Source organism: Pseudomonas sp. QLc11A, from assembly GCF_052112305.1.
GTDB classification, from domain to species: domain Bacteria; phylum Pseudomonadota; class Gammaproteobacteria; order Pseudomonadales; family Pseudomonadaceae; genus Aquipseudomonas; species Aquipseudomonas laurylsulfatiphila.
In genome coordinates this window covers 57,757-84,279 of record NZ_JAVAJJ010000004.1, presented here as the reverse complement: position 1 = coordinate 84,279, position 26,523 = coordinate 57,757, and the positions used below count along the sequence as shown (strand labels likewise).

Here is a 26,523-nt window from a genome sequence, read left to right as displayed (position 1 = left end):
CTTCAGTTGGCAACGGGCGTTCGCGAAATGCGAACGCTCGGGGAGATTATCGTGACCTGTAGTCCGCCATCGCGAGCAAGCTCGCTCCCACACTGGATCTTCGGCACTCACACATCCCCTGTGGGAGCGAGCTTGCTCGCGATGAGGCCGGCACAGTCAGCGAAGAACTTTCAGGCTCAACCCCGCAAATGCTCAAACAACATCCGGCTCACCGGCGACAGTAGCGCCTCATCGCGCACCACCAGAATCAGCGCCCGATCGGACCATTCGTCCGTCAACGGCACCGCGCGCAAACCCAGCGCCCGGCCAAACAATTCATAGGCCCGCTGCGGAAGGATGCCGACCCCCATGTTGGCCTGGACCATGCGGCACATGGCATCGAACCCTGGCACATGAATGCGCACCCGCAACACCTTGCCGGTTTCGCGGGCCGCTGCATGGGTACGCATGTTGATCGAACTGGCGGCATGCAGCCCAACGTAATCGCTGTCTAGCGTATCGGCGAACGCCACGCTCGACCGGTTCGCCAAGGGATGGTGCGGCGGCATCAGCACCACCAGTTTGTCCTGGCGATACAGCACGCTGTGCAGGCCCTTGATGTCGCTGTCGATGGAACAGATGCCGAAGTCGGCCACCCCGTCGAGCACGCCCTGAATCACCCCGGCGCTGGGACGTTCTTCGAGGTCGGTCTTGACCTGTGGGTGACGTTCGGAAAAGTCCCGCAAGTCCTCTGGCAAAAACTGAATGATCGCCGACAGGTTGGCGAGCATTCGCACATAGCCGCGCACACCATGGCTGTGCTCGCCCAGTTCGAGGCCCATTTTCTCGACGTTGAACAGCATCTGCCGGGCATGGTGCAGCAGGGTTTCACCGGCCGGTGTCAGGGACATGCCCTTGGCCTGGCGCACGAACAGGCTGATGCCCAGCGCCTCCTCCAGCTCCATCAGGCGCTTGCTCGCCGCCGAGACAGCAATCGCCTCGCGCGACGCGGCACGGGTCAGCGTGCCCTCTTCATGGACGGCGACGAACAGTTGCAGAGTGATCAGGTCGAGACGGCGGATCAGGCTTTTTTGCAGCATCGGGTACTCGGCGAAGTCGGCTCGGGCGAAGTCGCAGCATAACGTTCTTCGCCCGCGTCGTGCCGTGGTCCGGCAGCCGGTCGTGATAAAGTCGCCGCCCGAAGACCTTTTGCCGTGAGACGAAGACCGCAATGACCGATTTCCAGGATGTCGACGCCCAACTTGAAGACTGGAACGCCTTGCGCAGCAGCGCTTCGTTCAGTGGTTTGCTGGTGGGCAACGGTGCCAGTCGCGCGGTATGGGACGATTTCGGCTACGAGTCGCTGTTCGAAAATGCCCGCACCGTTGAAGAAAAACCCTTGAGCCCATCCGAGCTGAGCGTGTTCGACGCGATGCAGACCCGCAGTTTCGAGCAGGTACTGAGCGCGTTGAAAACCACCAGCCGGGTCAACAAGGCGCTGGCCGTCAGCTCCGCCGCCCCGCGCAATCGCTATTACGCGATCAAGGAAGCGCTGATCAACACCGTGCATGCGGTGCATATCCCGTGGCGGCTGGTGGTGCCTTCGACGCTGGCGACGATCAATCAGGAACTGGCCAGCTACCGCACGGTATTCACCACCAATTACGACCTGATCAACTACTGGGCGGTGCAACACCAGCCCGAGGCGATCACCGATCTGTTCCAGGGGGCCGAACCCGCTTTCGACCTGAGCGACACGGCCACCGACAAAACCCGTTTGCTGTACCTGCACGGCGGTCTGCACCTGGTGCGCAACCAGGACGGCACGGCGCGCAAGCTGATGTCGACCGAGGGCACCTTGCTGGGCAACTTCGCGATCAATAACACGATCAAGACCCTCGACGACGTGCCGCTGTTCGTCAACGAAGGGCCGAGTGCGGACAAGCTCAAGACCATTCGCAGTTCGGACTATCTGTCGTTCTGCTACGAGCAATTGCTCGGTCACGGCCAGGCGCTGTGCATCTTCGGCCATGCGCTGGGGGAGCAGGACAGCCACATCATCCATGCTTTGCGCCTGGCGAAACCGCAGGTGCTGGCGATCTCGATTTACCCGCGCAGCAAGGCCTTCATCCAGCACCAGAAGCGGCATTACGCGAAGGTGTTTGAGGGGACGGGGGTTGAGTTGCGGTTTTTTGATTCCAAGAGCCATGCGTTGGGTGGCCCCAAGTTATCGGTTCCAGTCGAAGTTTAGTACTGGCCGATCTGACGCTTTCGCGAGCAAGCCCGCTCCCACATGGGATCTGTGTCGTTCACAAATCCCATGTGGGAGCGGGCTTGCTCGCGAAGCTTTTGCAGTCAACTCATTCCTCGGTGCTGTGCACCACCACCAGCAACTGCGCCTGTACCTCACCCACCGAACGAATCCGGTGCGGTTTTTGCGCATTGAAGTGCAGCGCATCCCCACGATCGAGCAGCACGCGCTCGCTCATGAAGTCCACTTCCACCCGCCCCTCGTGGACGAACAGAAACTCCTCGCCCAGATGCTCCTTGAAGGTTTTGTCGGTGAACTCCGCCGGCGGGTAAATGATGAACGGCAGCAGGCTGCGTTCACTGACCTGATGGGCCAGCACCGCGTAACCCGGATTGTTGCCGCTGGCCCCCAAAGGTTGCCGCTCGTGGCTGCGCACCAGGCTGTAGCTGTCGAGGCTGGCGTTGTCTTCAGAGAACAATTCCTCGACCTTCACATTCAGCGCCTTGGCCAGTTTCAACGCCGCCGCAATCGATGGCGTGTTCAACCCGCGCTCGACTTTCGACAGGTAACTCTTGGTCATGCCGGATTGTTCGGCCAGCGCTTCCAACGTCACGCCAAGTTTTTTTCTTAGTAATTTCAAACGGATAGACATGTGGAGCGATTAATCCATCAAGGAGGCAACGATTTGTCCTTGCCAATGACACATTGTGTCATTTAGGCTCTTTAGTGTCATTTGCGCTCACCGACGACTTTGCGAGGAACCGGTGAGCGGCAAACCCGACGTCCATTGAATCACCCAAAGGACACCGATATGGCCAAGACATTAGCACTGCCCAAAGAGCAACTGGTCAAGCACGCGCTGAGCCAAATGCAAAATACCCTGGCGGATAATACGTGGACCGCCCGGCAAAAGCTGGCCCTGACCTGCCGCATTCTGTTCGAGCACGGTCACGATTCCGGTCTTGCCGGGCAAATCACCGCCCGTGGCCCGCAGCCCGGCACTTACTACACTCAACAACTGGGCCTGGGTTTCGACGAAATCACCGCGGGCAACCTGCTGCTCGTCAACGAAGACCTGGAGGTGCTAGAAGGCCACGGCATGCCCAACCCGGCCAATCGTTTTCACAGTTGGGTATACCGCGCCCGTCCGGATGTGAACTGCATCATCCACACCCATCCGACCCACGTTGCAGCCTTGTCGATGCTGGAAGTACCGTTGCAGATTTCCCACATGGACCTCTGCCCGCTCTATGAAGACTGTGCGTTTCTCGAAGGCTGGCCAGGTGTGCCGGTGGGCAACGAGGAAGGCGAGTTGATTGCCGGGGCGTTGGGCGACAAGCGGGCGATCCTGCTTTCGCACCACGGCCAATTGTCCACCGGCAATACCATCGAGGAAGCCTGTGTCATCGCGCAACTGATCGAACGTGCCGCGAAGCTGCAACTGTTGGCGATGAGTGCCGGGACCATCAAGCCGATCATCCCTGCGCTGGGCCGTGAAGCCCATGACTGGATTGCCCGGCCGAAACGTCACGCCGCCGCTTTCAACTACTACGCCCGGCAGAGCCTGCGCCAACACGCCGATTGCCTGAACTGACCCCAGACCTTTTTGAACGGAGAGACACCATGTCCACCGCCAACATTCACGGCATCATCGGCTACACCATCACCCCTTTCACCGTCCATGGCGAAGGCGTTGACCTGGACGCCCTCGGGCGCTCCATCGACCGCCTGATCGAGGGCGGCGTGCACGCTATCGCCCCGCTGGGCAGCACCGGTGAAGGTGCCTACCTGAGCGACGCGGAGTGGGATCAGGTCAGCGAATTCAGTATCAAGCACGTGGCCAAACGCGTGCCGACCATCGTCAGCGTGTCCGACCTGACTACCGCCAAAGCGGTGCGTCGCGCGCGCTTCGCCGAAGCCTATGGTGCCGATGTGGTGATGGTGCTGCCTGCGTCCTACTGGAAACTCAGTGAAGCGGAAATCCTCGCTCATTACCGCGCCATCGGCGACAGCATCGGCGTGCCGATCATGCTCTACAACAACCCGGCCACCAGCGGCACCGACATGTCGGTGGATCTGATCCTGCGCATCGTCAAGGCCGTGGAAAACGTGACCATGGTCAAGGAGAGCACCGGCGACATCCAGCGCATGCATCAACTGCAACGTCTCGGCGACGGCCAGGTGCCGTTCTACAACGGCTGCAATCCGCTGGCCCTGGAGGCCTTTGCCGCTGGCGCGAAAGGCTGGTGCACCGCCGCGCCGAACCTGATCCCGCAACTCAACCTGGATTTGTATGAAGCGGTGCTGGCCAATGATTTGGCCAAGGCCCGCGGGCTGTTCTACCGCCAGTTGCCGCTGCTGGACTTCATTCTCAAGGGTGGCTTGCCGGCGACGATCAAGGCGGGTTTGCGGGCGACAGGTCTGGAGGCGGGGGATCCGCGGCTGCCGGTGTTCCCGTTGGGTGAGGCGGGGGTTAGTCAGCTTCAAGGCCTACTCGAAGCCTTACGCTGAATTCAGGTTAAACACCCCCCTGTGGGAGCGAGCTTGCTCGCGATGAGGCCATTACATTCAACACAGATGTTGACTGTCAGACCGCCATCGCGAGCAAGCTCGCTCCCACAGGGATTTGTACTGGATTTGAAAGTAGTGATCAAAGCACCGGCAGGGTCTTGTCCTTGACCACCTTGCTCGGGCCATTGACTTTCACACTGGCGATGCCTTTCTCCATGGCGACATCGGAGGAATAGGTCTCGCTGCTGCCGATGATTTCGTGATTACCGGCCTTGAGGTTGAAATACGGATGGCCATCCTTGGTAGTTTTCTTCTCGTAGCGCTCATCCAGCGGGCTGTTGGCCTGGACCGAGGCTATGCCTTTGTCGGCGGCGGCGTGGGTGGTGTACAGCTCGCTGGTCAGAATGGTCTCGGCGTTGGCCGCCTTGAGGACGAACCTGAACTGGCCATTGCTGCTTTTGCTCACTTCATACCATCCGGACATGCTGTTTCTCCTTGGCGATTGAGAGGTTGTGCGCTTCACAGTAAAGACCAGCCAAATGTTTCTGTCGCCTGTACCGGCCCCTTCGCGAGCAAGCCCGCTCCCACAGGATCAGCGTAATCCCTGTGGGAGCGGGCTTGCCCGCGAAGGGGTCGACGCAGTTTTGACTACTTCGCCACTGCCCGCACCACCGACAACTCCGGCGCCTGCGTCCGCCGCTGGCTCAGATACCGCGTACAACTCACCCGCAGGAACGAAGCGAAATTGACCACCTCGCCGCGATAGTCCATCACCTCTTCATACAGCTTGGCGATCAACTGGTTGGTGGTCATGCCGTCGACCTCGGCGATTTCGCTGAGGATGTCCCAAAACTGATTTTCCAGCCGCAGGGTGGTGACCACCCCGCAGATGCGCAGCGAGCGGGAGCGCGATTCGTAAAGAATCGGGTCGGCTTTGACGTACAGCTCGCACATGGACATGTCCCTCGTTACAGCGTGATTTTGGTACCCAGCAACCCCAGGAAACCGGCCAGCCAGTTCGGGTGCGCAGGCCAGGCCGGCGCCGTGGCCAGATTGCCCTGAACATGGCCGTCCGTCACCGGAATGTCGATATACGTACCGCCCGCCAGGCGCACCTCCGGAGCGCAGGCCGGATAAGCGCTGCATTCGCGGCCTTCGAGAATACCCGCTGCCGCCAGCAACTGCGCGCCATGGCACACGGCGGCGATCGGCTTGCCGGCCTTGTCGAATGCGCGCACCAGCTCCAGGACCTTTTCGTTCAGGCGCAGATACTCCGGCGCGCGGCCACCCGGAATCAGCACGGCGTCATAATCGGCGGCATTGACCTTGGCGAAATCGAAGTTCAGGGCAAACAGGTGACCGGGCTTTTCACTGTAGGTCTGGTCGCCTTCAAAGTCATGGATCGCCGTGCGCACGGTCTGGCCCGCAGACTTGTCCGGGCAAACGGCGTGCACCGTGTGGCCGACCATCAGCAGCGCCTGGAACGGCACCATCACCTCATAGTCTTCGACGTAATCACCAACCAGCATCAGAATTTTTTTCGCAGCCATGGGGAGGACTCCTCTGGAAGTGGGCGTGCAGGAGTATTCAAGGTAGTCCTTATCTGGTGGGGCGGGTAACAACCGGCTACTACCTTGTGGCGAGGGGGCTTGCCCCCGTTGGGCTGCGCAGCAGCCCCGATGGCCTTTGGGTTACACCGCGTCGACAGGTTTTACGACTGCTTCGCAGCCGAACGGGAGCGAGCTCCCTCGCCACAGGGGCGCGAAAACTGTACGGATATTTCTGTGGCCAGCTGTAAGCGCCAAAGCCCCAGGTTTATGGCTAGATAACCACATCTCCCATCACCCACGATTCTGGTTGCCATCATGTCCTCGCGCGAAAACACCGGCATGGCCCTGGGCCTGCTCGGCGTCGTGATCTTCAGCCTCACCCTGCCCTTCACGCGGATCGTCGTGCAGGAACTCCACCCGCTGCTCAACGGCCTGGGCCGGGCACTGTTTGCGGCGGTTCCGGCGGCGTTGCTGTTGCTGTGGCACCGGGAAAAGTGGCCGACCTGGAAACAGGTCAAAGGCCTGACGCTGGTGATGGCCGGGGTGATTCTCGGTTTCCCGGTGCTGTCGGCCTGGGCCATGCAAACCTTGCCGGCGTCCCACGGCGCTCTGGTCAATGGTTTGCAGCCACTGTGCGTGGCGCTGTACGCCGCGTGGTTATCACATGAACGGCCTTCGAAAGCGTTCTGGGCCTGCGCCGCATTGGGCAGTGCGCTGGTACTCGGTTATGCGCTGATCAGCGGTGCCGGCAGCATTCAGGCCGGTGACCTGCTGATGCTTGGCGCCATTGCGGTGGGCGGATTGGGCTACGCCGAGGGAGGCCGACTCGCCAGGGAGATGGGTGGCTGGCAGGTGATCTGCTGGGCGCTGGTACTGTCGACGCCGCTGTTGATCGGCCCGGTGGTGTATCTGGCGCTGCAACACCAGGGCGGGATTTCCGCCAGGACCTGGTGGGCCTTCGGTTATGTCTCGCTGTTTTCGCAGTTCATCGGCTTCTTCGCCTGGTACGCCGGGCTGGCCATGGGCGGCATTGCCCGGGTCAGCCAGATTCAGCTGCTGCAGATCTTCTTCACCATCGCCTTCTCGGCGTTGTTCTTCGGTGAACAGGTGGAGCCGATTACCTGGCTGTTTGCCGCCGGGGTCATTGTGACGGTGATGCTGGGGCGCAAGACCGCAATCAAACCCAGTGTGGGAGCGGGCTTGCTCGCGAATGCGGCTCCACATTCAACACTAATATTGACTGACCCAACGCCTTCGCGAGCAAGCCCGCTCCCACAGGATCAGAGGTAGCCGTCAGCGCGCAGCAACGTTTCCAGGCAATGCTCGCTGATGTGGTAAAAATCCTTCAGCTCCTGAATCTTCGCCAATAGCTGGGCCGGTTCCACCGGCTCGGCGCGCTTGACCGCCAGGATCATCTTGTTCTTGTTGGTGTGGTCCAGCGAGATGAACTCGAACACCTTGGTCTCGTAGCCGCAGGCCTCAAGGAACAACGCGCGCAAACTGTCGGTGACCATCTCCGCCTGCTGGCCCAGGTGCAAGCCGTATTGCAGCATCGGCTTGAGCAGCGCCGGGCTCTGGATTTGCAGGCGGATCTGTTTGTGGCAACAAGGCGAGCACATGATGATCGACGCGCCGGAACGGATGCCGGTGTGGATCGCATAGTCGGTGGCGATATCGCAGGCATGCAGGGCGATCATCACGTCCAGCTCGCTCGGTGCCACGCTGCGTACGTCACCGCACTTGAACACCAGGCCGGGGTGCTCAAGCCTGGCGGCCGCAGTGTTGCACAGGGTGACCATGTCTTCACGCAGCTCGACACCGGTCACCTCGCCTTCGGCCTTCAAGGTGTTGCGCAGGTAATCGTGGATGGCGAAGGTCAGATACCCCTTGCCCGAGCCGAAGTCCGCCACACGCACCGGTTTGTCCAGCGCCAGGGGTGACGAAGTCAGTGCATGGCTGAACACTTCGATGAACTTGTTGATCTGCTTCCACTTGCGCGACATCGCCGGGATCAGTTCATGCTGCTTGTTGGTCACCCCCAGGTCGGCGAGAAACGGCCGGCTCAGGTCAAGAAAACGGTTTTTTTCACGGTTGTGCTCGGCCGATGGCACTTCGCGCAATTGTTGAGGTTTGCTCTTGAACAGCGATGACTTGCCCTTTTTGCTGTATTCGAGCTGGGCTTCGTCGGTCAACGACAACAAATGCGCATTTTTGAACGACGCCGGCAGCAACCCGGCAATGCTCGCCACGCCTTCGGCCAGCGGCAGGTTCTTGGTGATATCGCGGGTCTTGTAGCGATAGACGAAAGACAGGCAAGGCTGCGCCTTGACCGTCACCGGCTTGATGATGATCCGCTGCAGGTCCGTTTCATCGCCCGCGTACTTGGCCAGCACCAGTTTGATGAACGCATTGTGCTCGAGGCTGGCTTGCAGCAGCTCGATGAACTGGGCGTGATGATCCGGCGCGAGGCTGGCGGGAGTGGCGGTGACGGACATGGAAAAACGGCCTCAGGCGATGCAAATCGGAGAATGCCGGTATTTTAAGGGGGACGAGGACTTTGGGCACGGGGTTATTTTGTGGCAGGTCCCAGTCACGCAGCCCAGGACCTCGATACAAACGTTGAAGCCTCAGGGTTCCACCAGACGAAGCTTGCGATTGTTCGGTGAATTAATGATGTGTTTGACGATCAGTCCCACTGGCACTGCCCAGGTCAGGCCATTGGCAGGGTCGGTCACCACGGCGACCGTTTCGGAACTTGCATCGATGTCCAGGCGCCGACGATCATTGCACGACTTGAGTAAGCCATAGGCACGGCTAACCAGCCTTTCGGCCAGGAACATCGGTACATCCATACTCTGCAGATGCTTCACCGCGCGACAGAACAGGACTTGATCATCGATCCCCCCTTCACTTTCATGACGCCCCAGAAACGCCTGGGCAATAGCCAATAACTCCTCATTCAGACCTGCATTTTCATCGGTAATCTTCATGCTCAAGTCTCCTGTGGCACTTCTGACGTGTCAGGACCGACGGCAACAGGCCGGGAAGCACGGCGCAAATCGGGTCCGGCGCAAGGCAGGCGTACGGCCGGATTAGGCATGCCACTGGGCGAAAGCTCATGGGTCATTTCAAATTCGGCACGCACGGACCAACCGCAAGCTTCCGACGTGCATTGCAGATACGCCACCCGCAGGAAAATATGACGGCCTTCGCTGGTGCGGATGCGCATCCGGCTCAAGCAGTGCGGGCACACCATTTTATAAGTACTCATGCTTGAATCCCGAGGGTCATTGGGTGGCAATCAACCTGATCAAACGCAATACTGCTTGAGGCGTTCATCGCGGCGCTCCGGGCTTGCGAACAGTGTCTGCCAGGCATAAGGAAGTGCATCGGGCAGACGCGTAATGGGGTCGAGCCATGCTCGTAGGAAATCCCCCTGATACCATTAGGAAGTTTCGACATCGTATTCTTCTGACTCATCTTTGATGATTGATTACTTACAAGAAAAAAAGTACTCATTACGCATAAATTAGGCACTCAAAAAGCATATGTCAAAAGGAAGCGGCTCAAATTGCGTAGCAAAAAATCACAAGCTGTTCTGGCTCGTCTAAAGCAAGTCACCGGTACAAAAACCGATGCTTCTTTATCTTCCGTGCTACAGATCAGCCCGCAAACCCTTAGTAGCTGGCGAGGCCGCGACAGCACACCTTACTCATTATGCGTAGAAATCGCGCAAGCCCGGGGAATATCCCTTGACTGGCTGTTGCTGGGCGAAGGGCCGGTTTTGAGACAAACAATTACTGATTCTTCGCAGACTGGTCAGGAAAACACCACACGGGAAAACACCATTCTCGCGCTCTGGCGGTTGCTCGACGAAAACGATCGCTGCGCCATACAAAACGCACTCGAGGAAAAGCAACGACTGCGCGATATGGAACTCAGGCTTTCCGAAATGGCCACCATCCTGGCAACACTCAAACCTTCGAATGAAACCTGATGAACTGTGTCATCCGAAGTTGCATGGCTTCCCGTTCCGGATATCAAGACAACCCATTCACGGACCATCATCTTCGTCCTCTCAGGTGTCGAATGATTTCACCGATACCGGCACCATCGACCCATTGCATGAGCTTGATGCTGATGGGAATAACGATCAGCGCGCAAAGAAAGGCCGTTACACCTTCGGTCAGAAATGGCGCTAGCGGATGTGCAACAGGCGTAAAGAGGTAACCGACACCCGCAGACAGCAACCAGGAACCGATGCGCTGCCAGGCCTTGAAGCTGGTGCGAGTGGTGGTGACCAGCCACGCGCCGAGCATCGCACCGAACAGTACCTCGCCATTGACCACTGGCAGCGTTGCAATCCCCATTCCCAACATGAGCCCATTGATGCCGTTGTATGCCGAATCAGTCAGGCTCATGCGCACCTCGCGCAACGACCGAATCCACCTGGATCGCTCCCGACTCGATCGCCCTGAGCAGTGCGCAAGTGCGGGAGCTGACGTCGAACTTTCGACGAATATTGGCGAAGTGAAAATTGACGGTAGATTCCGTGCAATTCTCGATCCTGGCGATTTCCCAGGAAGTTTTGCCCTTGAAACACCACATCAGGACTTGCGTTTCTTTGGCCGTCAATTTCGCCTTGGGCTTGCTTCCCTCAGCGCCATTGGCTGCACGTGCCAAAGAGTCAATCGATTGTCGGGTTGCCATAAGAATCCCTCTTCGCGGGAACGCCCGTCGCTGGACGTCCACTGTTGGAGAGAAATACTGACGACAAGGCTGAACCCGGACAATTGACGGGAGTTGTAGCGGCAAGCGCTACACAACGCCAGGGAGGACTTAGCCGAGTACCACCAGGCGATTCGGCAGTTCATTGCGCACATGGGTCACGGGCACGTGCACCTTGAGCAGCTCGCCGCAGGCTTCGACGCAGCTGACAAACCCTTGCAACGTCTGCCCCTGCTTCACCTGCTGGGTGAAGGTGGCGACGATGGCATCCCAGTTCTTGTTGTCCAGGCGACTGGAAATGCCTTCATCCACCAGAATCTCCACATAACGCTCGGCTTCGGAGACGAAAATCAGTACACCGGTGCTGCCTTCGGTGTGGTGCAGGTTCTGCTCCAGGAACTGCCGTCGCGCCAGGTTCGAGGCGCGCCAGTGGCGCACCGAGCGCGGGACCAGATGGGTAGTGACTTTCGGCAGACGGAACACCAGGCACAGGACGATGAAGATGGCCCATTGCACCAGCAGCAGGCTGTGCAAGGTCAGCCAACCGGTGAGGTAATGCACGATGCCCGGCACCAGCAGCGCCAGCAGGCTGGCCCACAGCAACGGGATGTACGCATAGTCGTCGGCGCGGGCCGCGAGCACGGTCACCAGTTCTGCGTCGGTGTCGCGCTCGACCCGGGCGATTGCCTCGGCGACTTTGCGTTGTTCGTGTTCGGTCAGTAATGCCATGTCGTGAATTGCCTGCTCATTTTTATGATCACCAGCCGCCGGACGAACCGCCGCCGCCGAAACTGCCTCCACCGCCGCTGAAGCCTCCGCCTCCACCGCCGCCGCCAAATCCACCACCGCCAAAACCGCCCCCGGATCCTCCGGAGCCGCCCCGGCCGGCGGGAAGGATACCGAGCATCTGACACACAAAAACAGTCAGGATGAACAGCATCACCAAAAACACCAACAATCCGGGATGTCGCGAGACGAAATCGTCCCCTGGATCGCCTCTGGACTCATACGCCGTGGAGGGTTCGTCCAAGGGGTTGCCGCCCAGCACCACCAGCATCGCCGCCACGCCGTCGCTGATGCCTTTACTGAAGTTACCGGTCTTGAAAGCCGGGGTGATGACCTGGTTGATGATCACTGAACTCTGGGCGTCGGTCAGGCGATCCTCCAGGCCATAGCCGACTTCGATACGCAACCGGCGCTCGTTTCGGGCGATGATCAGCAGGGCGCCGTTGTTCTTGTCCTTCTGCCCGATACCCCAGTGGCGACCGAGCTGGTAACCGAAATCGGCGATGTCGGTGCCCTGCAAGTCCGGCAACGTCACGACCACAAGCTGCTCGCCGGTGGCCTGTTCATGGGCCTGAAGCTGTTGGCTGAGCTGATCGCGCACCACAGGTTCGATCATCTGCGCGTTGTCGACCACGCGCCCGGTCAGCGCCGGAAAACTCAGTTCGGCCCGGGCCGTGATCGCCACCATCCACAACAACAGCATCAGGCCCGTTTTCAACACGCGCATTGGCTACCTCTTCCGTAGTGACGCACAAGCTGTACTCAGAACTTGACCTCAGGGGCCTTTTCCGAACCCGGCGTGGCTTCGAAGGTTTCACGCACCGGCAGGTCGCTGTACATCACCGTGTGCCACAGGCGACCGGGGAAGGTGCGGATCTCGGTGTTGTATTTCTGCACCGCGAGGATGAAATCGCGCCGAGCCACGCTGATGCGGTTCTCGGTGCCTTCGAGCTGCGATTGCAGGGCGAGGAAGTTCTGGTTGGCCTTGAGGTCCGGATAACGCTCGGAGACCACCATCAAACGACTCAAGGCGCCACTGAGCTGATCCTGGGCCTGTTGGTACTGCTTGAGTTTTTCCGGGTTGTCCAGGGTCGAGGCATCCACCTGGATCGACGTGGCCTTGGCCCGCGCCTCAATCACCGCGGTCAATGTCTCTTCTTCATGTTTTGCGTAGCCCTTGACCGTTTCCACCAGGTTGGGAATCAGGTCGGCGCGCCGCTGATACTGGTTCTGCACCTGACCCCAGGCGGCCTTGGCCTGTTCGTCGAGGGTCGGGATGTTGTTGATGCCGCAGGCGGTCAGCAACGTGGCCAGCATCAGCAGCGTGACGACCTGCAAACGCGAGCGATAGGTTGGACTTGCATTCATCAGGATGTCGCTCCCTTGTACATTCATGAAAAAACCGACCGTGAAACCTTCTGGGCCGGCTCTTGGGGCATAATCGCCCGCGCCTCTGGATTGCAACGGGCCGATGGGCTAAAAAGAGGCCCTGCGTGAAAACGCATCCGCCACCTGGCTGTCGTTTTTTGGCTCTGTTTTTTTGAGCCGGCACCCGAACAACAATAGACGCTCCCTAAATTTTGGCTGGCCGGCGTGCATATCGCCGTTTGGGCCCTTGAGAAAACTATTCATGAAGAAGCTGTGTTTGCTGGGCCTGTTCGTCAGCCTGGCCAGTCATAACGTATTGGCCGCCACGACGCCCGCACCCCTGGAGAACAAGGAAGCCTTCGTCAGCAACCTGATGAAGCAAATGACCCTCGATGAAAAAATCGGCCAGTTGCGCCTGATCAGCATCGGCCCGGAAATGCCTCGCGAAATGATCCGCAAGGAAATCGCGGCGGGCAACATCGGCGGTACGTTCAACTCGATCACCCGTCCGGAAAACCGGCCGATGCAGGACGCCGCCATGCGCAGCCGCCTGAAAATCCCGATGTTCTTCGCCTACGACGTGATCCACGGCCACCGCACCATTTTCCCGATCCCGCTGGCCCTGGCCTCGAGTTGGGACATGGATGCCATCGGCCTGTCCGGGCGCATCGCCGCCAAGGAAGCCGCGGCTGACAGCCTCGACATCACCTTCGCGCCGATGGTCGACATCTCCCGCGACCCCCGCTGGGGCCGCACCTCCGAAGGTTTCGGCGAAGACACCTACCTGGTGTCGCGCATTGCCGGCGTGATGGTCAAGGCGTTCCAGGGTACTGGCGCGAACGCGGCCGACAGCATCATGGCCAGCGTCAAGCACTTCGCCCTGTACGGTGCGGTCGAGGGTGGCCGCGACTACAACATAGTCGACATGAGCCCGGTCAAGATGTACCAGGACTACCTGCCACCGTACCGCGCCGCCATCGATGCCGGCGCTGGCGGGGTCATGGTCGCGCTGAACTCAGTCAACGGCGTGCCGGCCACCGCCAACACCTGGCTGATGAACGACCTGCTGCGCAAGGAGTGGGGCTTCAAGGGCCTGGCCGTCAGCGACCACGGGGCGATTTTCGAGCTGATCAAGCACGGCGTTGCCGCCGACGGTCGCGAAGCGGCGAAGCTGGCGATCAAGGCCGGCATCCACATGAGCATGAACGACACCCTGTACGGCAAAGAGCTGCCAGGGCTGCTGAAGTCTGGCGAGATCCAGCAGAGCGACATCGACAACGCCGTGCGTGCGGTGCTCGAAGCCAAATACGACATGGGCCTGTTCAAGGACCCGTACCTGCGCATCGGCAAAGCCGAGGACGATCCGGTCGACACCTACGCCGACAGCCGCCTGCACCGCGCCGAGGCCCGTGATGTGGCACGCCGCAGCCAGGTGCTGTTGAAGAACCGGAACGAGACCCTGCCGCTGAAGAAGACCGCGAAAATCGCCCTGGTCGGTCCGCTGGCCAAGGCGCCCATCGACATGATGGGCAGCTGGGCCGCCGCGGGCAGGCCTGCGCAGTCCGTCACCCTGTTCGACGGCATGACCAACGCCCTGGGCGATAAATCGACGCTGATCTACGCCCGTGGCGCCAACATCACCAGCGACCCGAAAATCCTCGGTTACCTGAACTTCCTCAACTTCGACGCCCCGGAAGTGGTGGATGATCCGCGTCCGGCGAACGTGCTGATCGACGAAGCGGTGAAAGCGGCCAAGGATGCGGATGTCGTCGTTGCCGCCGTTGGCGAGTCCCGTGGCATGTCCCACGAATCGTCGAGCCGCACCGACCTGAACATCCCGGAAAACCAGCGCGAGCTGATCCGTGCCCTGAAAGCCACCGGCAAACCGCTGGTGCTGGTGTTGATGAACGGCCGCCCGCTGACGATCCTCGAGGAGAAAGAACAGGCCGACGCGATCCTCGAAACCTGGTTCACCGGCACCGAAGGCGGCAACGCCATCGCCGACGTGCTGTTCGGCGACTACAACCCGTCGGGCAAACTGCCGATCAGCATCCCGCGTTCGGTCGGCCAGATTCCGACCTACTACAACCACCTGACCATTGGCCGGCCGTTCACCCCGGGCAAGCCGGGCAACTACACTTCGCAGTACTTCGATGACACCACAGGCCCGCTGTACCCGTTCGGTTACGGCCTGAGCTACACCGAGTTCAGCCTGAGCGACATGGCGCTGTCGTCGACCACGTTGAACAAGACCGGCAAGCTCGACGCCAGTGTCACGGTGAAAAACACCGGCAAGCGCGACGGCGAAACCGTGGTGCAATTGTACATCCAGGACGTGGCAGGCTCGATGATCCGCCCGATCAAGGAACTGAAGAACTTCCAGAAGGTGATGATCAAGGCCGGCGAACAGAAGGTCGTGCATTTCACCATCACCGAGGACGACCTGAAGTTCTACAACACCCAGCTCAAGTACGCGGCGGAACCGGGCAAATTCAACGTGCAGATCGGCCTGGATTCAGAGGACGTGACGCAGCAGAGCTTTGAGTTGCTCTAACCCCGTTACACCGCAATACAAATGTGGGAGCGGTCTTGCTCGCGAAGACGGAGTGTCAGTCGAAATCTTCGTTGACTGACACTCCGTCTTCGCGAGCAAGCCCGCTCCCACAGTGGTTTGTGGTGTTCAGAAACCCGAGATCAGCCCCTCCGATCCAGCAGATTCACCACCACCCGATCCACCCATCCCCACACCCGCTGCTTGATCCGCCGCCACAGCGGTCGACGCTTCCATTCTTCCAGGCTGACTTGCTGGCTCAGGGCGAAGTCGTGCTCGAAGCTCGCCGCTACCGCTCGGGTCAATCCGGGGTCCAGTGCTTCCAGGTTGGCTTCCAGGTTGAAGCGCAGGTTCCAGTGATCGAAGTTGCACGAACCGATGCTCACCCAGTCGTCGATCAGGACCATTTTCAGGTGCAGGAAACACGGCTGGTATTCGTAGATCTCCACCCCGGCCTTGAGCAGTCGCGGGTAGTAGCGATGGCCGGCGTAGCGCACGGAGGGGTGATCGGTACGCGGGCCGGTCAGCAGCAGGCGCACATCCACGCCGCGGGCAGCCGCCCGGCGCAGGGAACGGCGCACTTTCCAGGTCGGCAGAAAGTACGGCGTGGCCAGCCAGATCCGTCGGTGACCACTGTTCAGGGCGCGCACCAGCGATTGCAGAATGTCCCGGTGTTGACGGGCATCGGCATAGGCCACCCGGCCCATACCCTCGCCACTGGCCGGTACACGGGGTAAGCGCGGCAAGCCGAAATGCGAGGCCGGTCGCCAGGCGCGACGATGGCGGTTGGCGATCCACTGACGATCGAACAGCAGCTGCCAATCGAGCACCAGCGGGCCGGTGATTTCCACCATCACTTCGTGCCATTCGCTGACGTCTTCGCCCGGCGTCCAGAACTCATCGGTGACGCCCGTGCCCCCGACCACGGCCAGACTCTGGTCCACCAGCAACAATTTGCGGTGGTCGCGGTAGAAGTTGCCGACCCAGCGCCGCCAGCTCAGACGATTGTAGAAACGCAGCTCCACCCCGGCGGCCATCAGCCGCTGGCGCAAGGCCAGGGTGAAGGCGAGGCTGCCGTAATCATCGAACAGGCAGCGCACCCGCACACCGCGCTCGGCGGCCTGCACCAATGCCTGGACCATGGCTTCGGCACAGGCACCCGCCTCCACCAGATACAGCTCCAGCTCCACCTGTTCTTCAGCCCGGGCAATCGCCACCAGCATGCGCGGGAAAAACTGCGGGCCATCGATCAGCAGTTCGAAGTGGTTGCCTTCGCGCCAGGGAAAAATCGCTCCGGCCATGTCAACGCGCCGTGAAAATCAGCACCGCACCCACCGGCACCGAAAGACTGATGGCCGAGAGGCCGGCCATTTTGCGCAACGTTTCCAGACCCGGTGCCAGATCGAAATCCTCGGCGTTGATCACCAGCGGTTCGAGGGTCACCACCTGGAAGCGCCGGTCATCGAGACGGGTGGCCAGCAGTTCGGCCTGGTATTGGTGTTGTTTGCCGTGCAGGTCGACCATCAGCGGCAGGCGCAACTCCAGCTGCGCACCGGGAGCAAGGTCGTTGATCGGGCGCAGATCGATTTTCGTGGAGATCAAGGCGTCGGGGAACCGCTCGATCTGGAACAGCTCCTTGCGCATGCGCTCATCGCGCAACGGGATGCCGCTGTTGATCGACTCCAGCTCGACTTCCACCTGCGCCAGCCCCTGGGGATCGACTTTGCCGTGCAGCACCAGAAAGCGCTGCACTTCGGAAACATTGGCGTTTTTGGTGCTGACAAACGACAGGCGTGAAGACTCGCCATCCAGGTACCAATCGGCACGGGCCGACAACGCGGCACCGGTCAGCAGCAGGAAAGCGAGGGTTTGAAGGGTGGAGCGCTTGAACATAGAGACTCGTGGGGGCAGATAAACCTGTGCTGAACCTTAACCGGCCCTCAGCGCATTGCAAGCCATCTACTGCACCAAACCCGCTTTTGTGGCGAGGGGGCTTGCCCCCGTTCGGCTGCGAAGCAGTCGTAAACTCGGTGATCGCGGTTTTTCTGGTTCACCGAAGTTGCAGGTTTTGGGGCCGCTTCGCGACCCAACGGGGGCAAGCCCCCTCGCCACAAGAGCCCTCGCCTGGCCTCACCATTTCAGCGTGATCAAGGTTGCAGGCGACAACCCTGGCGCTCGCCGATCCACACGGCGCTGTTGCTGCGCCCCATGCCGCTGACCGTTACGCGTCTGGCGCTCGGGTCATCGATAAAGCCACTGGTGGGCAGCCATTGCTTCACATAGCCGTGGCAGTACTGGGTATCGTTACCCATCACGTAGCGGCACGAACAGTATTCCTTGGCGGTGTACGCGCTGATGATGTCGGGGAACGCCCACAGCGCATCACGCTCGTGCCAGATCCAGCCGAGCAAGGCGATCAGCAGGGTCAGCAACAGGGAACTGACCGGTCGACGGCGTATGAAACCGGTCATGGCTGCACCTTCCCGGCAAAGGCCTTGAGCGCGAGCCTGAGCAATTCGTTGTGCCGGTAACTGCCGTCGCGGTCATCGCCGTAGCGGACGATTACCAGCTGTTCACTGGGGATCACATACATCGCCTGCCCCCAATGCCCCAGCGCCGCGAAGGTATCGGCGGGGGCATCGGGCCAGGGTTGTGGCGCGCCCTCAACCGCTCGATTGAGCCACCACTGGCCGCCGGGGACGGCATCGTCTTGCCGGGCATGATAGTGAGCGAACGGCTCGCGGTTGAACGCCACCCAGTCTTTGGGCAGCAGCTGCCTGTCTCCCCAGCGCCCCTCGCGGGCCATCAACAGACCGACCCGGGCCAGATCCCGTGCCGTCAGGTAGGCATAGGACGACGCGACGAACGTGCCGGTGTCATCGGTTTCCCAAACGGCGTGGCGAATGCCCAGCGGTTCGAACACCGCAGTCCATGGATAGTCGGGATAGCGGTCGGGGCCGACGATGGTTTTCAGCGCGGCGGACAACAGGTTGCTGTCGCCGCTGGAGTAACGAAAGGCCTGACCCGGCGCGGCGTACGCAGCATGCGCCGCAGTGAACGCCGCCATGTCGTGGCGCCCGCGGGTGTAGAGCATGGCCACCACCGAAGATTTCAGCGGTGCGTATTCGTAGTCCTCCTGCCAGTCCAGGCCTGAGGCCCAGTGCAGCACGTCGGCCATTGTCATGTCGGGATGTTTTTGCAGGGGCGGATAAAACTTCGCCACCGGGTCACCGAGTTTGAACAAGCCTTCGCCATAGGCCACCCCGAGGACGGCGGCCATCAGGCTCTTGCTGATCGACCAGGTCAGGTGCGGCGTCTCGGCCGTTGTCGGGCCAGCGTAGCGCTCGTAGAGCAACCGGCCGTCGCGAATCACCAGCAAGGCATCGGTGCGAATGCCCTGGCGAGTGCTGTCATCGCGGGACGGGAAGGCGTAGGCCTCCAGGGCTTGAAGCGTCGGGCCGGTCGGCGTCGGGGCGGTCGGCCATTGCTCGGCGGGCCAGTACTCGGCCAGGGCCGTGAAGCTGAGCAACATCAGGAAAATCAGGGACAAGCCTTTGGGCATGGCGGGGGCTCGGAGATTGAACTTGCCGAGCCTAGTCGAGGTTGATGACAGTCTGAAATTTGTAGCGCCAATAAAGACGTCTTCGCTGGCAAGCCAGCTCCCACAGGGATCTCTGGCGCACACAAAATCATGCAAGACACAGAACTTGTGGGAGCTGGCTTGCCAGCGATGAGGCCCGTCAATGCGCCGCCAACGCCTTGGCCAACCTCTTCCCCCGGGCCCCCGCCGCCAGATCCATCACCGCTTGATCGCGCTGCCACATCGCCGCCCACTCCGGCGGCCCATCGGCCAGGGCCTCATTCACCTCAGTCTTGAGCGCATCAAACTGCGCGAACAACCCGCCAAGCACCACATGCCCGGCCAGACTGGTCGGTGGCTGGCGGCTGGCCTCCGCGCACCCTGCCAACAGCCCCAGCAGACGCAATTGCAAGGATGGCGGCCAGGCACAGTCCTGACCGACCCCATACAGCCACGCCGTCATGGCGCTCAGTACATAGATGTCTTCCAGCGTGCGAAACGGTTTGACGTATGCATCCCAGCCGTCCCCGGCGAGCAATTCGCACAAGGCATTATCCAGAAACAACCGGCCGTGGCTGATATCTGGCATCAACGGGATCGGCGCCAGTTTTTCCACCCGCACGCCCGGTTCATCGCGATAGATCACCGCCAGGCTCAAGCGCGGGTCGGCGCCTGGCTCCTCGCTGCGTGCCGCCACCAGCAACCAGTCGGCGGCATCGCCGGCAGTGACGAAATCCTTACGTCCGCTCAGACGCAAACCGCTCAGGCGGGTTTGCATGTCGGCCGGTCGCAGGCTGCGCTGTTCCGTGGCGCACAAGGCGCCGAGGCTCAATGGCGCGCTCGGCCAGAGCATGCGCAATGCCGCCTGATACCCCATCAGAAACGCCAGCCCCGGCGTTGCCATCAGCCGCCCGCCCAGCACGGCCAATTCAAACGGTGTGACCGTGCCCAACTGCTGCAACAAAGTCGCGAAACCTTCGGCCAGGTCCGGGTTGGCGGGCAAGCGATCACGGCGGTTCAACAGGGTTTGCCAGGGCATAAGAGGCTCCTCGTGGGCTGTCATATAAGCATCACCAAAGCTTAATGGCGATGACACCGGGGCTACATAGCCTGACTTTGCACAACACGGCTAGACAAAGAAAGTCGATTCGCTGTAGCCCAAAGACGGGTGAGCAGCCCGCACGGAGATTCGCCATGACTCAGATCGCCCGCATCAGCGACACCGCCAACGAACGCCGCCTGCAAGCCGAACGCCTGGTGGGCGCCGAGGCACTGCAGGAAGCCCAGGCCTTGCGTTTCAACGTGTTCAGCGGCGAATTCAACGCCAAGCTCAAGGGTGCTGAACTGGGTCTGGACATGGATGACTACGACGTCCACTGCGCCCACATCGGCGTGCGTGACCTGAACACCGGGCGCCTGGTGGCTACCACCCGTTTGCTCGACCACACGGCTGCCAGTAGCCTGGGCAAATTCTACAGCGAAGAAGAATTCAGCCTCCACGGTCTGGTGCACCTGCAAGGCCCGATCCTGGAAATCGGTCGCACCTGCGTCGACCCGGCCTACCGCAATGGCGGCACCATCGCCGTGCTCTGGGGCGAACTGGCCGAAGTCCTGAACCAGGGCGGCTACAGCTACCTGATGGGTTGCGCGAGCATTCCGATGCAGGATGGCGGCGTACAGGCCCACGCGATCATGCAGCGTCTGCGCGAACGCTACCTGTGCACCGAACACCTGCGCGCCGAGCCGAAAAACCCGCTGCCAAGCCTGGACATCCCGTCCAACGTGATTGCCGAAATGCCACCGCTGCTCAAGGCCTACATGCGCCTGGGCGCGAAGATCTGCGGCGAGCCTTGCTGGGACGAAGACTTCCAGGTCGCCGACGTATTCATCCTGCTCAAGCGCGACGAACTCTGCCCACGCTACGCCAAACACTTCAAGGCGGCTGTGTAATGAGCCGGTTGCGGGTGTACGCGCGAATCGCGCGGGTGCTGATGGTAGTGACCCTGGGCCTGGGCATGGCCAGTGTGTTCGGCGTGTTCGAACGCCTGGGCCTGGCCCATTCGATGGCGCGCCGTCAGCGCTGGTCGCGCTTTTTCATGGCCCGCCTGGGCAACGCCCTGCCCTTTGACGTGACCGTCCACGGCGAGCTGCCGAAGACACCGATGCTCTGGGTCAGCAACCACGTGTCCTGGACCGATATTCCGCTGCTGGGCATGCTCACGCCGCTGTCGTTCCTGTCCAAGGCCGAAGTGCGCACCTGGCCGGTGGCCGGCTGGTTGGCGGCCAAGGCCGGCAGCCTGTTCATCCGTCGTGGCTCGGGTGACAGCCAGTTGATCCGCAAGCAGATGACCCGCCATCTGGAACAAGCCTACCCACTGCTGATGTTCCCGGAAGGCACCACCACCGATGGCCGTTCGCTGCGCACCTTCCATGGTCGCCTGCTGTCCGCCGCCATCGACTCCGAAGTGGCGCTGCAGCCGGTGGCGATCCGTTATGTGCGTGACGGCCAGCCTTGCGCGCTGGCGCCGTTCATTGGCGACGATGATCTGCTGTCGCACCTGATGCGCCTGTTCGCCAATGACCGTGGCGGCGTGGAGATTCATCTGCTCAAGCCAATCGCCTGTGAAGGTCGGGAGCGCGCGGCACTGGCGTTCGAGGCGCAGCAGGCGGTGCAGAAGGCGTTGTTTGGGACTGTCGTTGAACCTCAGCGAGCACCGATGCGCCCTGCCATTGCGGCGTGACGCGATCCTTGATTCACTGAAATGCCCTGTGGGAGCGAGCTTGCTCGCGATAGCGGTGGGTCATTCAGCATCATCGTTGAATGTTGATCCGCTATCGCGGGCAAGCCCGCTCCCACAGTGGTTTTAAGTTGCTGGATAGCTCCGCGCAAAATCCTGCAACTGCGGATAGAACAACCGAAAGTCCTCGCTCAACGGTTCATACAACCGTCGCAACTCCTGCATCGCCGCCGCCAGTTCCTCCGGCCGGGTCAGGCGCCGCGAGATCCCGCGCAACACCTGCTCCAGCACTTCAAATTCCTGATACGAGCCCAACCAGTCATTGGCCATCATGTGCGGCGCAATCTTCGCCAGCCGCTCCGGCAGTTGCCGCTCGCTGGACAGCACGCGATACACGTCCGAGGTGAACAGCTCCAGCGGCCGGTCGGCATACAGCCTCCAGTCCCGGGCCAGGCAATGATCGAAAAACACGTCGAGCACGATCCCCGCATAGCGACGACGGGTCAGGGAGAAACGCGACAACGCGACATCCACCTGCGGATGGCGATCGGTGAACACGTCGATGCTGCGGTGCAACTGGATAGCCCCCTCGATGTCCGGAGCGAACTGCCCTTGCAGCCGCCCCTTGACGAAATCGCCATACAGGCTGCCGAGCAATTGGCCGGGACGCTGGCCACCGAGGTGAAGATGTGCGAGATAGTTCATGGGCGCAGCTTAGCACTGCCCCCTTGTCTTGTTACACTCAACGTATCGTTATAACTCGATATACCGAAATGTGAGCTGGTCAGAGCCAAATCATATTTGTATATCGCGAAATACCGATTTAAAGTTCGCCTCATCGCGATATAGCGTTTTAAACATCACGAGCCCACATCATGACCATCAATCTCGACGAAATAATAAAAGCCCTGGCACACCCAGTACGGCGAGAAATCCTGCACTGGCTCAAGGACCCAACCGTCGAATTTCCCGACCAGTCCCACAGCAACGAGCACGGCGTTTGCGCCGGGCAGATCGATCAACGTTGCGGCCTGTCGCAGTCCACGGTGTCGGCACACCTGGCGACCCTGCAACGCGCCGGCCTGATCAGCAGCCGCAAAGTCGGCCAGTGGCATTTTTTCAAACGCAATGAGGAAACCATTCAGGAGTTCCTCAAAACCTTCAGTAAAGAGCTCTGACCCTGTGGGGGCGTTCTCAATTGGTTTTCACATAACGCCGGGAAAACCAATTGAGAACGCCCCCCACGTCAGTCAGCCAAAAGGAATTAAACAATGCCCCTCTCGCTACTCATCCTGGCCTTGAGCGCTTTCGCCATCGGCACCACCGAGTTCGTCATCATGGGCCTGCTGCCCAACGTGGCGGCCGACCTCGGAGTGTCGATTCCCGGTGCCGGCTGGCTGGTGACCGGTTACGCCCTGGGCGTGGCCATCGGTGCGCCGTTCATGGCGCTGGCCACCGCCAGGCTGCCGCGCAAGGCCGCCCTGGTGGCGTTGATGGGCATCTTCATTATCGGCAACCTGCTCTGCGCAGTAGCGGGCGACTACAACGTGCTGATGTTTGCCCGTGTGGTCACCGCGCTGTGCCACGGTGCCTTCTTCGGCATCGGTTCGGTGGTGGCTGCCGGCCTGGTGCCGGCGAACAAACGTGCCTCGGCCGTGGCCCTGATGTTCACCGGCCTGACCCTGGCCAACGTCCTTGGCGTACCGCTGGGCACCGCCCTCGGCCAGGAAGCCGGCTGGCGTTCGACCTTCTGGGCCGTGACCGTGATTGGTGTGATTGCACTGATCGGTCTGATCCGCTTCCTGCCGGCCAAGCGCGATGAAGAAAAACTCGACATGCGCGCCGAACTGGCCGCACTCAAGGGCGCTGGCATCTGGCTGTCCCTGAGCATGACGGCACTGTTCGCCGCCTCGGTGTTCACCCTGTTCACCTACGTCGCGCCGCTGTTGGGCGAAGTCACTGGGGTCTCGCCCCGTGGCGTGACCTGGACCCTGATGCTCATCGGCCTGGGCCTGACGGTAGGCAACATCATCGGCGGCAAGCTCGCCGACAAAGGCATGGCCGCGACCCTGATCGGTGTGTTCGTGACCATGGCCGTGGTGTCCACCGTGCTGACCTGGACCAGCGTCGCCCTGATCCCGACCGAAATCACCCTGTTCCTCTGGGCCACCGCGTGCTTCGCCGCCGTACCGGCGCTGCAAGTGAACGTGGTGACCTTCGGCAAAGCCGCACCGAACCTGGTGTCGACCCTGAACATCGGCGCTTTCAACATCGGCAACGCCTTGGGTGCCTGGGTCGGCGGCAGCGTGATCGCCCATGGCTTCGGCCTGACCAGCGTGCCGCTCGCCGCAGCCGTACTGGCAGTACTCGCCCTGCTGGTCACCCTGATTACTTTCCGCCAGAGCGGCAACCCCGATCTGGCACCTGCTACCAACTAATCACCTGAAACCTCACGAGGGTTGTACTTCATGACGACTATTTTCGATCCAATCAAACTGGGCGACCTCGAGTTGGCCAACCGCATCATCATGGCACCGCTGACCCGCTGCCGCGCCGACGAAGGCCGCGTACCCAATGCGCTGATGGCCGAGTACTACGTGCAGCGTGCGTCCGCCGGGCTGATCCTTAGCGAGGCGACTTCGGTGACACCGATGGGCGTCGGCTACCCGGACACCCCGGGCATCTGGTCCAACGATCAGGTACGTGGCTGGTCCAACGTGACCAAGGCCATCCATGGCGCGGGCGGCAAGATCTTCCTGCAGTTGTGGCACGTGGGTCGTATTTCCCACGGTTTGTACCTGAACGATGAAGCCCCGGTCGCCCCGAGTGCCATCCAGCCCAAAGGCCACGTCAGCCTGGTTCGTCCGCTGGCCGACTTCCCGGTGCCGCGCGCCCTGGAAACCGCTGAAATCGCTGACATCGTCGACGCTTACCGCGTCGGTGCCGAGAACGCCAAGGCCGCCGGCTTCGACGGTGTGGAAATCCACGCCGCCAACGGTTACCTGCTCGACCAGTTCCTGCAAAGCAGCACCAACCAGCGCACCGACAACTATGGCGGCTCCCTGGAAAACCGTGCCCGCCTGCTGCTGGAGGTGACTGACGCCGCCATCGAAATCTGGGGCGCCGGCCGTGTAGGTGTGCACCTGTCGCCACGCGCCGACCTGCATGACATGGGCGACGACAACCTGGCCGAAACCTTCACCTACGTCGCTCGCGAACTGGGCAAGCGTGGCATCGCCTTCATCTGCTCGCGCGAGAAAGAAGGTGCCGACAGCCTCGGCCCACAACTCAAGGAAGCCTTCGGCGGCCCCTACATTGCCAACGAGCGTTTCACCAAGGACAGCGCTAATGCGTTGCTCGCCAGCGGCAAGGCCGATGCAGTTGCCTTCGGCGTACCTTTCATTGCCAACCCTGACCTGCCGGCACGCTTGCAGGCCGACGCGCCGCTGAACGAAGCGCGCCCGGAGCTGTTCTATGCCAAGGGCCCGGTTGGTTACATCGACTATCCAACATTGTAAGACTGCGCAAACTCAAAAAGCCCGGCGTTTCGGACGCCGGGCTTTTTTTGCTTTAAATAAGCTAAAACCCGCTAACCAGACTTAAACTTCTGACAACTCACCTGCCATCCAAACCAGTATCACACCCACCTGCATACAAACTTACAACTACAACCCAGACAAACCCAAAAAACAACTTAATACTTCACAAAGCCTCGCCACAACATATCGAGCGCTATGGAAAGCCCCTCAAAAACTTTAAAGGATTAACAGTATGGACAACAACGGCCCGATACACGCGCCCCACATCATTGCACAAACAGAATATGAAGCTGGAGACTTCAGCTTTTCTGCCTCCGCCAGCAAATACCCTGATAAGTACACCGTGATGACCATCAACATCGCCAACAACACTAATGGCCCGATCCGGCTCTTGAAAGCAGGCTGGGATTTGACCGGAACGTCGCTGTCAGACTTCGAAATCGAAATGAACGATGAGCAAACTCTCGAACTCCCATACTTTCGGGACTTCTCCAGTAATGGAATTCATTACAAAAAAAGGAAGTTCCCTCCGATCCTGCAAGAGTTCTCTTACATTACCGAAGATGGATTAATTTGCACGCTAGCTATTCAGCTGACAATTTCAGTGGGTTACGGATTCCTGCATCCAACCCTGAATCCAATCTGGACAAAAACAATAACGCGATCCGGAAACAGCAGCAGCTCATATAAAGTCACTGCCAACATCGCGAAAAAGAATGAAGAGGCGCCCTTCAGTTTTAGCGTCGACCTGATAATCGGTTAATATCAATCAGACAAAAATACGCCGATGAAAAAACGTATCAGACCAGCTTACTGATGTCTTTTTTCGCCACATTCCAGACCCCGACTCGCAAAGCCGGGGTTCTTTTTCACGAGCGGTGGTATCCGTTCGAAGTTCATGCCCCCTGCAAGCTCGATACAAAATCCCTACAAATTATGTAG

General features: G+C 60.4%; 31 protein-coding genes. 12 read left to right on the top strand and 19 right to left on the bottom strand.

What is annotated here, in order from left to right:
• Nucleotides 1–176: 176 nt before the first annotated feature.
• Nucleotides 177–1,079 (bottom strand): LysR family transcriptional regulator, encoded by a 903-nt coding sequence (locus Q8X48_RS07925; RefSeq protein WP_407800570.1) that lies wholly within the window; start codon nt 1,077–1,079, stop codon nt 177–179.
• A gap of 131 nt (nt 1,080–1,210) precedes the next feature.
• On the opposite strand from Q8X48_RS07925, the gene Q8X48_RS07920 reads away from it, so the two are divergent.
• A complete protein-coding gene (locus tag Q8X48_RS07920; protein WP_407800571.1) occupies nt 1,211–2,230 on the top strand; it encodes a DUF4917 family protein in 1,020 nt (339 codons plus the stop codon).
• A 109-nt stretch (nt 2,231–2,339) separates the two neighbouring features.
• On the opposite strand, the gene Q8X48_RS07915 is transcribed toward Q8X48_RS07920, so the two are convergent.
• Nucleotides 2,340–2,882, bottom strand: a complete 543-nt coding sequence (locus Q8X48_RS07915; protein WP_407800572.1) for a helix-turn-helix domain-containing protein — start codon at nt 2,880–2,882, stop codon at nt 2,340–2,342.
• Between the two features lie 159 nt (nt 2,883–3,041).
• Here Q8X48_RS07915 and Q8X48_RS07910 point away from each other — a divergent pair, with 159 nt between their 5' ends.
• Nucleotides 3,042–3,824: an aldolase gene (locus Q8X48_RS07910; protein WP_015093882.1), complete on the top strand. Its 783-nt coding sequence runs from the start codon at nt 3,042–3,044 to the stop codon at nt 3,822–3,824.
• Nucleotides 3,825–3,853: 29 nt separating this feature from the next.
• Nucleotides 3,854–4,741, top strand: coding sequence for a dihydrodipicolinate synthase family protein (locus Q8X48_RS07905; RefSeq protein WP_407800573.1), 888 nt, complete (start codon nt 3,854–3,856; stop codon nt 4,739–4,741).
• A 139-nt stretch (nt 4,742–4,880) separates the two neighbouring features.
• Here Q8X48_RS07905 and Q8X48_RS07900 read toward each other — a convergent pair whose 3' ends face one another.
• From Q8X48_RS07900 to Q8X48_RS07890, 3 genes are all read right to left on the bottom strand, one after another.
• On the bottom strand, nt 4,881–5,225 hold the full coding sequence (locus tag Q8X48_RS07900) for a YegP family protein (protein ID WP_126049802.1): 345 nt from the start codon (nt 5,223–5,225) through the stop codon (nt 4,881–4,883).
• A 164-nt stretch (nt 5,226–5,389) separates the two neighbouring features.
• Complete coding sequence (locus Q8X48_RS07895) at nt 5,390–5,695, bottom strand: ribbon-helix-helix domain-containing protein (protein ID WP_015093879.1); 306 nt, start codon at nt 5,693–5,695, stop codon at nt 5,390–5,392.
• A gap of 14 nt (nt 5,696–5,709) precedes the next feature.
• Nucleotides 5,710–6,291 carry a DJ-1/PfpI family protein gene (locus tag Q8X48_RS07890; protein ID WP_015093878.1) on the bottom strand — a complete coding sequence of 194 codons (582 nt, stop codon included), beginning with the start codon at nt 6,289–6,291 and terminating at the stop codon, nt 5,710–5,712.
• A 315-nt stretch (nt 6,292–6,606) separates the two neighbouring features.
• Between Q8X48_RS07890 and Q8X48_RS07885 the strand changes: the two genes are divergently transcribed.
• Nucleotides 6,607–7,581 (top strand): DMT family transporter, encoded by a 975-nt coding sequence (locus tag Q8X48_RS07885; RefSeq protein ID WP_407800574.1) that lies wholly within the window; start codon nt 6,607–6,609, stop codon nt 7,579–7,581.
• Here the strand turns inward: Q8X48_RS07885 and Q8X48_RS07880 are convergent.
• From Q8X48_RS07880 to Q8X48_RS07870, 3 genes are all read right to left on the bottom strand, one after another.
• Nucleotides 7,572–8,786, bottom strand: a complete 1,215-nt coding sequence (locus Q8X48_RS07880) for a class I SAM-dependent methyltransferase (RefSeq protein WP_015093876.1) — start codon at nt 8,784–8,786, stop codon at nt 7,572–7,574. The genes Q8X48_RS07885 and Q8X48_RS07880 overlap by 10 nt on opposite strands.
• Before the next feature lie 132 nt (nt 8,787–8,918).
• Nucleotides 8,919–9,281: a hypothetical protein gene (locus tag Q8X48_RS07875; RefSeq protein ID WP_126049792.1), complete on the bottom strand. Its 363-nt coding sequence runs from the start codon at nt 9,279–9,281 to the stop codon at nt 8,919–8,921.
• 2 nt (nt 9,282–9,283) lie between these two features.
• Entirely contained in the window at nt 9,284–9,562 is a 279-nt protein-coding gene (locus Q8X48_RS07870) for an ogr/Delta-like zinc finger family protein (protein WP_095966231.1), read from the bottom strand.
• Between the two features lie 300 nt (nt 9,563–9,862).
• On the opposite strand from Q8X48_RS07870, the gene Q8X48_RS07865 reads away from it, so the two are divergent.
• A complete protein-coding gene (locus Q8X48_RS07865) occupies nt 9,863–10,288 on the top strand; it encodes a helix-turn-helix domain-containing protein (RefSeq protein WP_407800575.1) in 426 nt (141 codons plus the stop codon).
• Between the two features lie 67 nt (nt 10,289–10,355).
• On the opposite strand, the gene Q8X48_RS07860 is transcribed toward Q8X48_RS07865, so the two are convergent.
• The 5 genes from Q8X48_RS07860 to Q8X48_RS07840 all read right to left on the bottom strand — a co-directional run bounded on the left by Q8X48_RS07860 (nt 10,356) and on the right by Q8X48_RS07840 (nt 13,173).
• A complete protein-coding gene (locus Q8X48_RS07860; protein ID WP_015093872.1) occupies nt 10,356–10,712 on the bottom strand; it encodes a putative holin in 357 nt (118 codons plus the stop codon).
• The gene (locus Q8X48_RS07855; protein WP_407800576.1) at nt 10,699–11,001 is read right to left on the bottom strand and encodes a helix-turn-helix domain-containing protein; all 303 of its coding nucleotides are present in this window, start codon (nt 10,999–11,001) and stop codon (nt 10,699–10,701) included. Before Q8X48_RS07855 ends, Q8X48_RS07860 begins: the two co-directional genes overlap by 14 nt.
• A 129-nt stretch (nt 11,002–11,130) precedes the next feature.
• Entirely contained in the window at nt 11,131–11,748 is a 618-nt protein-coding gene (locus Q8X48_RS07850; RefSeq protein WP_095966228.1) for a TPM domain-containing protein, read from the bottom strand.
• Nucleotides 11,749–11,776: 28 nt separating this feature from the next.
• The gene (locus Q8X48_RS07845; protein WP_217837434.1) at nt 11,777–12,532 is read right to left on the bottom strand and encodes a TPM domain-containing protein; all 756 of its coding nucleotides are present in this window, start codon (nt 12,530–12,532) and stop codon (nt 11,777–11,779) included.
• Nucleotides 12,533–12,567: 35 nt separating this feature from the next.
• On the bottom strand, nt 12,568–13,173 hold the full coding sequence (locus Q8X48_RS07840; RefSeq protein WP_007976733.1) for a LemA family protein: 606 nt from the start codon (nt 13,171–13,173) through the stop codon (nt 12,568–12,570).
• 262 nt (nt 13,174–13,435) lie between these two features.
• Here Q8X48_RS07840 and bglX point away from each other — a divergent pair, with 262 nt between their 5' ends.
• A complete protein-coding gene (gene bglX / locus Q8X48_RS07835; protein WP_126049780.1) occupies nt 13,436–15,727 on the top strand; it encodes a beta-glucosidase BglX in 2,292 nt (763 codons plus the stop codon).
• A gap of 140 nt (nt 15,728–15,867) precedes the next feature.
• On the opposite strand, the gene Q8X48_RS07830 is transcribed toward bglX, so the two are convergent.
• The 5 genes from Q8X48_RS07830 to Q8X48_RS07810 form a co-directional block, all read right to left on the bottom strand.
• A complete protein-coding gene (locus Q8X48_RS07830; RefSeq protein WP_126049778.1) occupies nt 15,868–17,025 on the bottom strand; it encodes a phospholipase D-like domain-containing protein in 1,158 nt (385 codons plus the stop codon).
• 1 nt (nt 17,026) lies between these two features.
• On the bottom strand, nt 17,027–17,617 hold the full coding sequence (locus tag Q8X48_RS07825; RefSeq protein ID WP_015093866.1) for a YceI family protein: 591 nt from the start codon (nt 17,615–17,617) through the stop codon (nt 17,027–17,029).
• 254 nt (nt 17,618–17,871) lie between these two features.
• Nucleotides 17,872–18,195 (bottom strand): amidase, encoded by a 324-nt coding sequence (locus Q8X48_RS07820; protein ID WP_407802460.1) that lies wholly within the window; start codon nt 18,193–18,195, stop codon nt 17,872–17,874.
• Nucleotides 18,192–19,286, bottom strand: a complete 1,095-nt coding sequence (locus Q8X48_RS07815) for a serine hydrolase domain-containing protein (protein ID WP_407802461.1) — start codon at nt 19,284–19,286, stop codon at nt 18,192–18,194. Before Q8X48_RS07815 ends, Q8X48_RS07820 begins: the two co-directional genes overlap by 4 nt.
• A gap of 178 nt (nt 19,287–19,464) precedes the next feature.
• The gene (locus Q8X48_RS07810) at nt 19,465–20,343 is read right to left on the bottom strand and encodes an acyl-CoA dehydrogenase family protein (protein WP_407802462.1); all 879 of its coding nucleotides are present in this window, start codon (nt 20,341–20,343) and stop codon (nt 19,465–19,467) included.
• Nucleotides 20,344–20,498: 155 nt separating this feature from the next.
• Here Q8X48_RS07810 and olsB point away from each other — a divergent pair, with 155 nt between their 5' ends.
• Nucleotides 20,499–21,254 (top strand): L-ornithine N(alpha)-acyltransferase, encoded by a 756-nt coding sequence (gene olsB / locus Q8X48_RS07805; RefSeq protein WP_007976720.1) that lies wholly within the window; start codon nt 20,499–20,501, stop codon nt 21,252–21,254.
• The gene (locus tag Q8X48_RS07800; RefSeq protein ID WP_095965117.1) at nt 21,254–22,045 is read left to right on the top strand and encodes a lysophospholipid acyltransferase family protein; all 792 of its coding nucleotides are present in this window, start codon (nt 21,254–21,256) and stop codon (nt 22,043–22,045) included. Before olsB ends, Q8X48_RS07800 begins: the two co-directional genes overlap by 1 nt.
• Before the next feature lie 123 nt (nt 22,046–22,168).
• Here the strand turns inward: Q8X48_RS07800 and Q8X48_RS07795 are convergent, their stop codons facing one another.
• Entirely contained in the window at nt 22,169–22,747 is a 579-nt protein-coding gene (locus Q8X48_RS07795; protein WP_407802463.1) for an acyl carrier protein phosphodiesterase, read from the bottom strand.
• Between the two features lie 170 nt (nt 22,748–22,917).
• Between Q8X48_RS07795 and Q8X48_RS07790 the strand changes: the two genes are divergently transcribed.
• The 4 genes from Q8X48_RS07790 (at nt 22,918) to Q8X48_RS07775 (ending at nt 26,344) form a co-directional block, all read left to right on the top strand.
• On the top strand, nt 22,918–23,220 hold the full coding sequence (locus Q8X48_RS07790; RefSeq protein WP_007983055.1) for an ArsR/SmtB family transcription factor: 303 nt from the start codon (nt 22,918–22,920) through the stop codon (nt 23,218–23,220).
• 93 nt (nt 23,221–23,313) lie between these two features.
• Nucleotides 23,314–24,480 carry an MFS transporter gene (locus Q8X48_RS07785; RefSeq protein ID WP_217837427.1) on the top strand — a complete coding sequence of 389 codons (1,167 nt, stop codon included), beginning with the start codon at nt 23,314–23,316 and terminating at the stop codon, nt 24,478–24,480.
• 30 nt (nt 24,481–24,510) lie between these two features.
• A complete protein-coding gene (locus tag Q8X48_RS07780) occupies nt 24,511–25,560 on the top strand; it encodes an alkene reductase (protein WP_015093859.1) in 1,050 nt (349 codons plus the stop codon).
• Between the two features lie 253 nt (nt 25,561–25,813).
• Entirely contained in the window at nt 25,814–26,344 is a 531-nt protein-coding gene (locus Q8X48_RS07775; RefSeq protein WP_407802464.1) for a hypothetical protein, read from the top strand.
• The last annotated feature ends 179 nt before the right edge of the window (nt 26,345–26,523 follow it).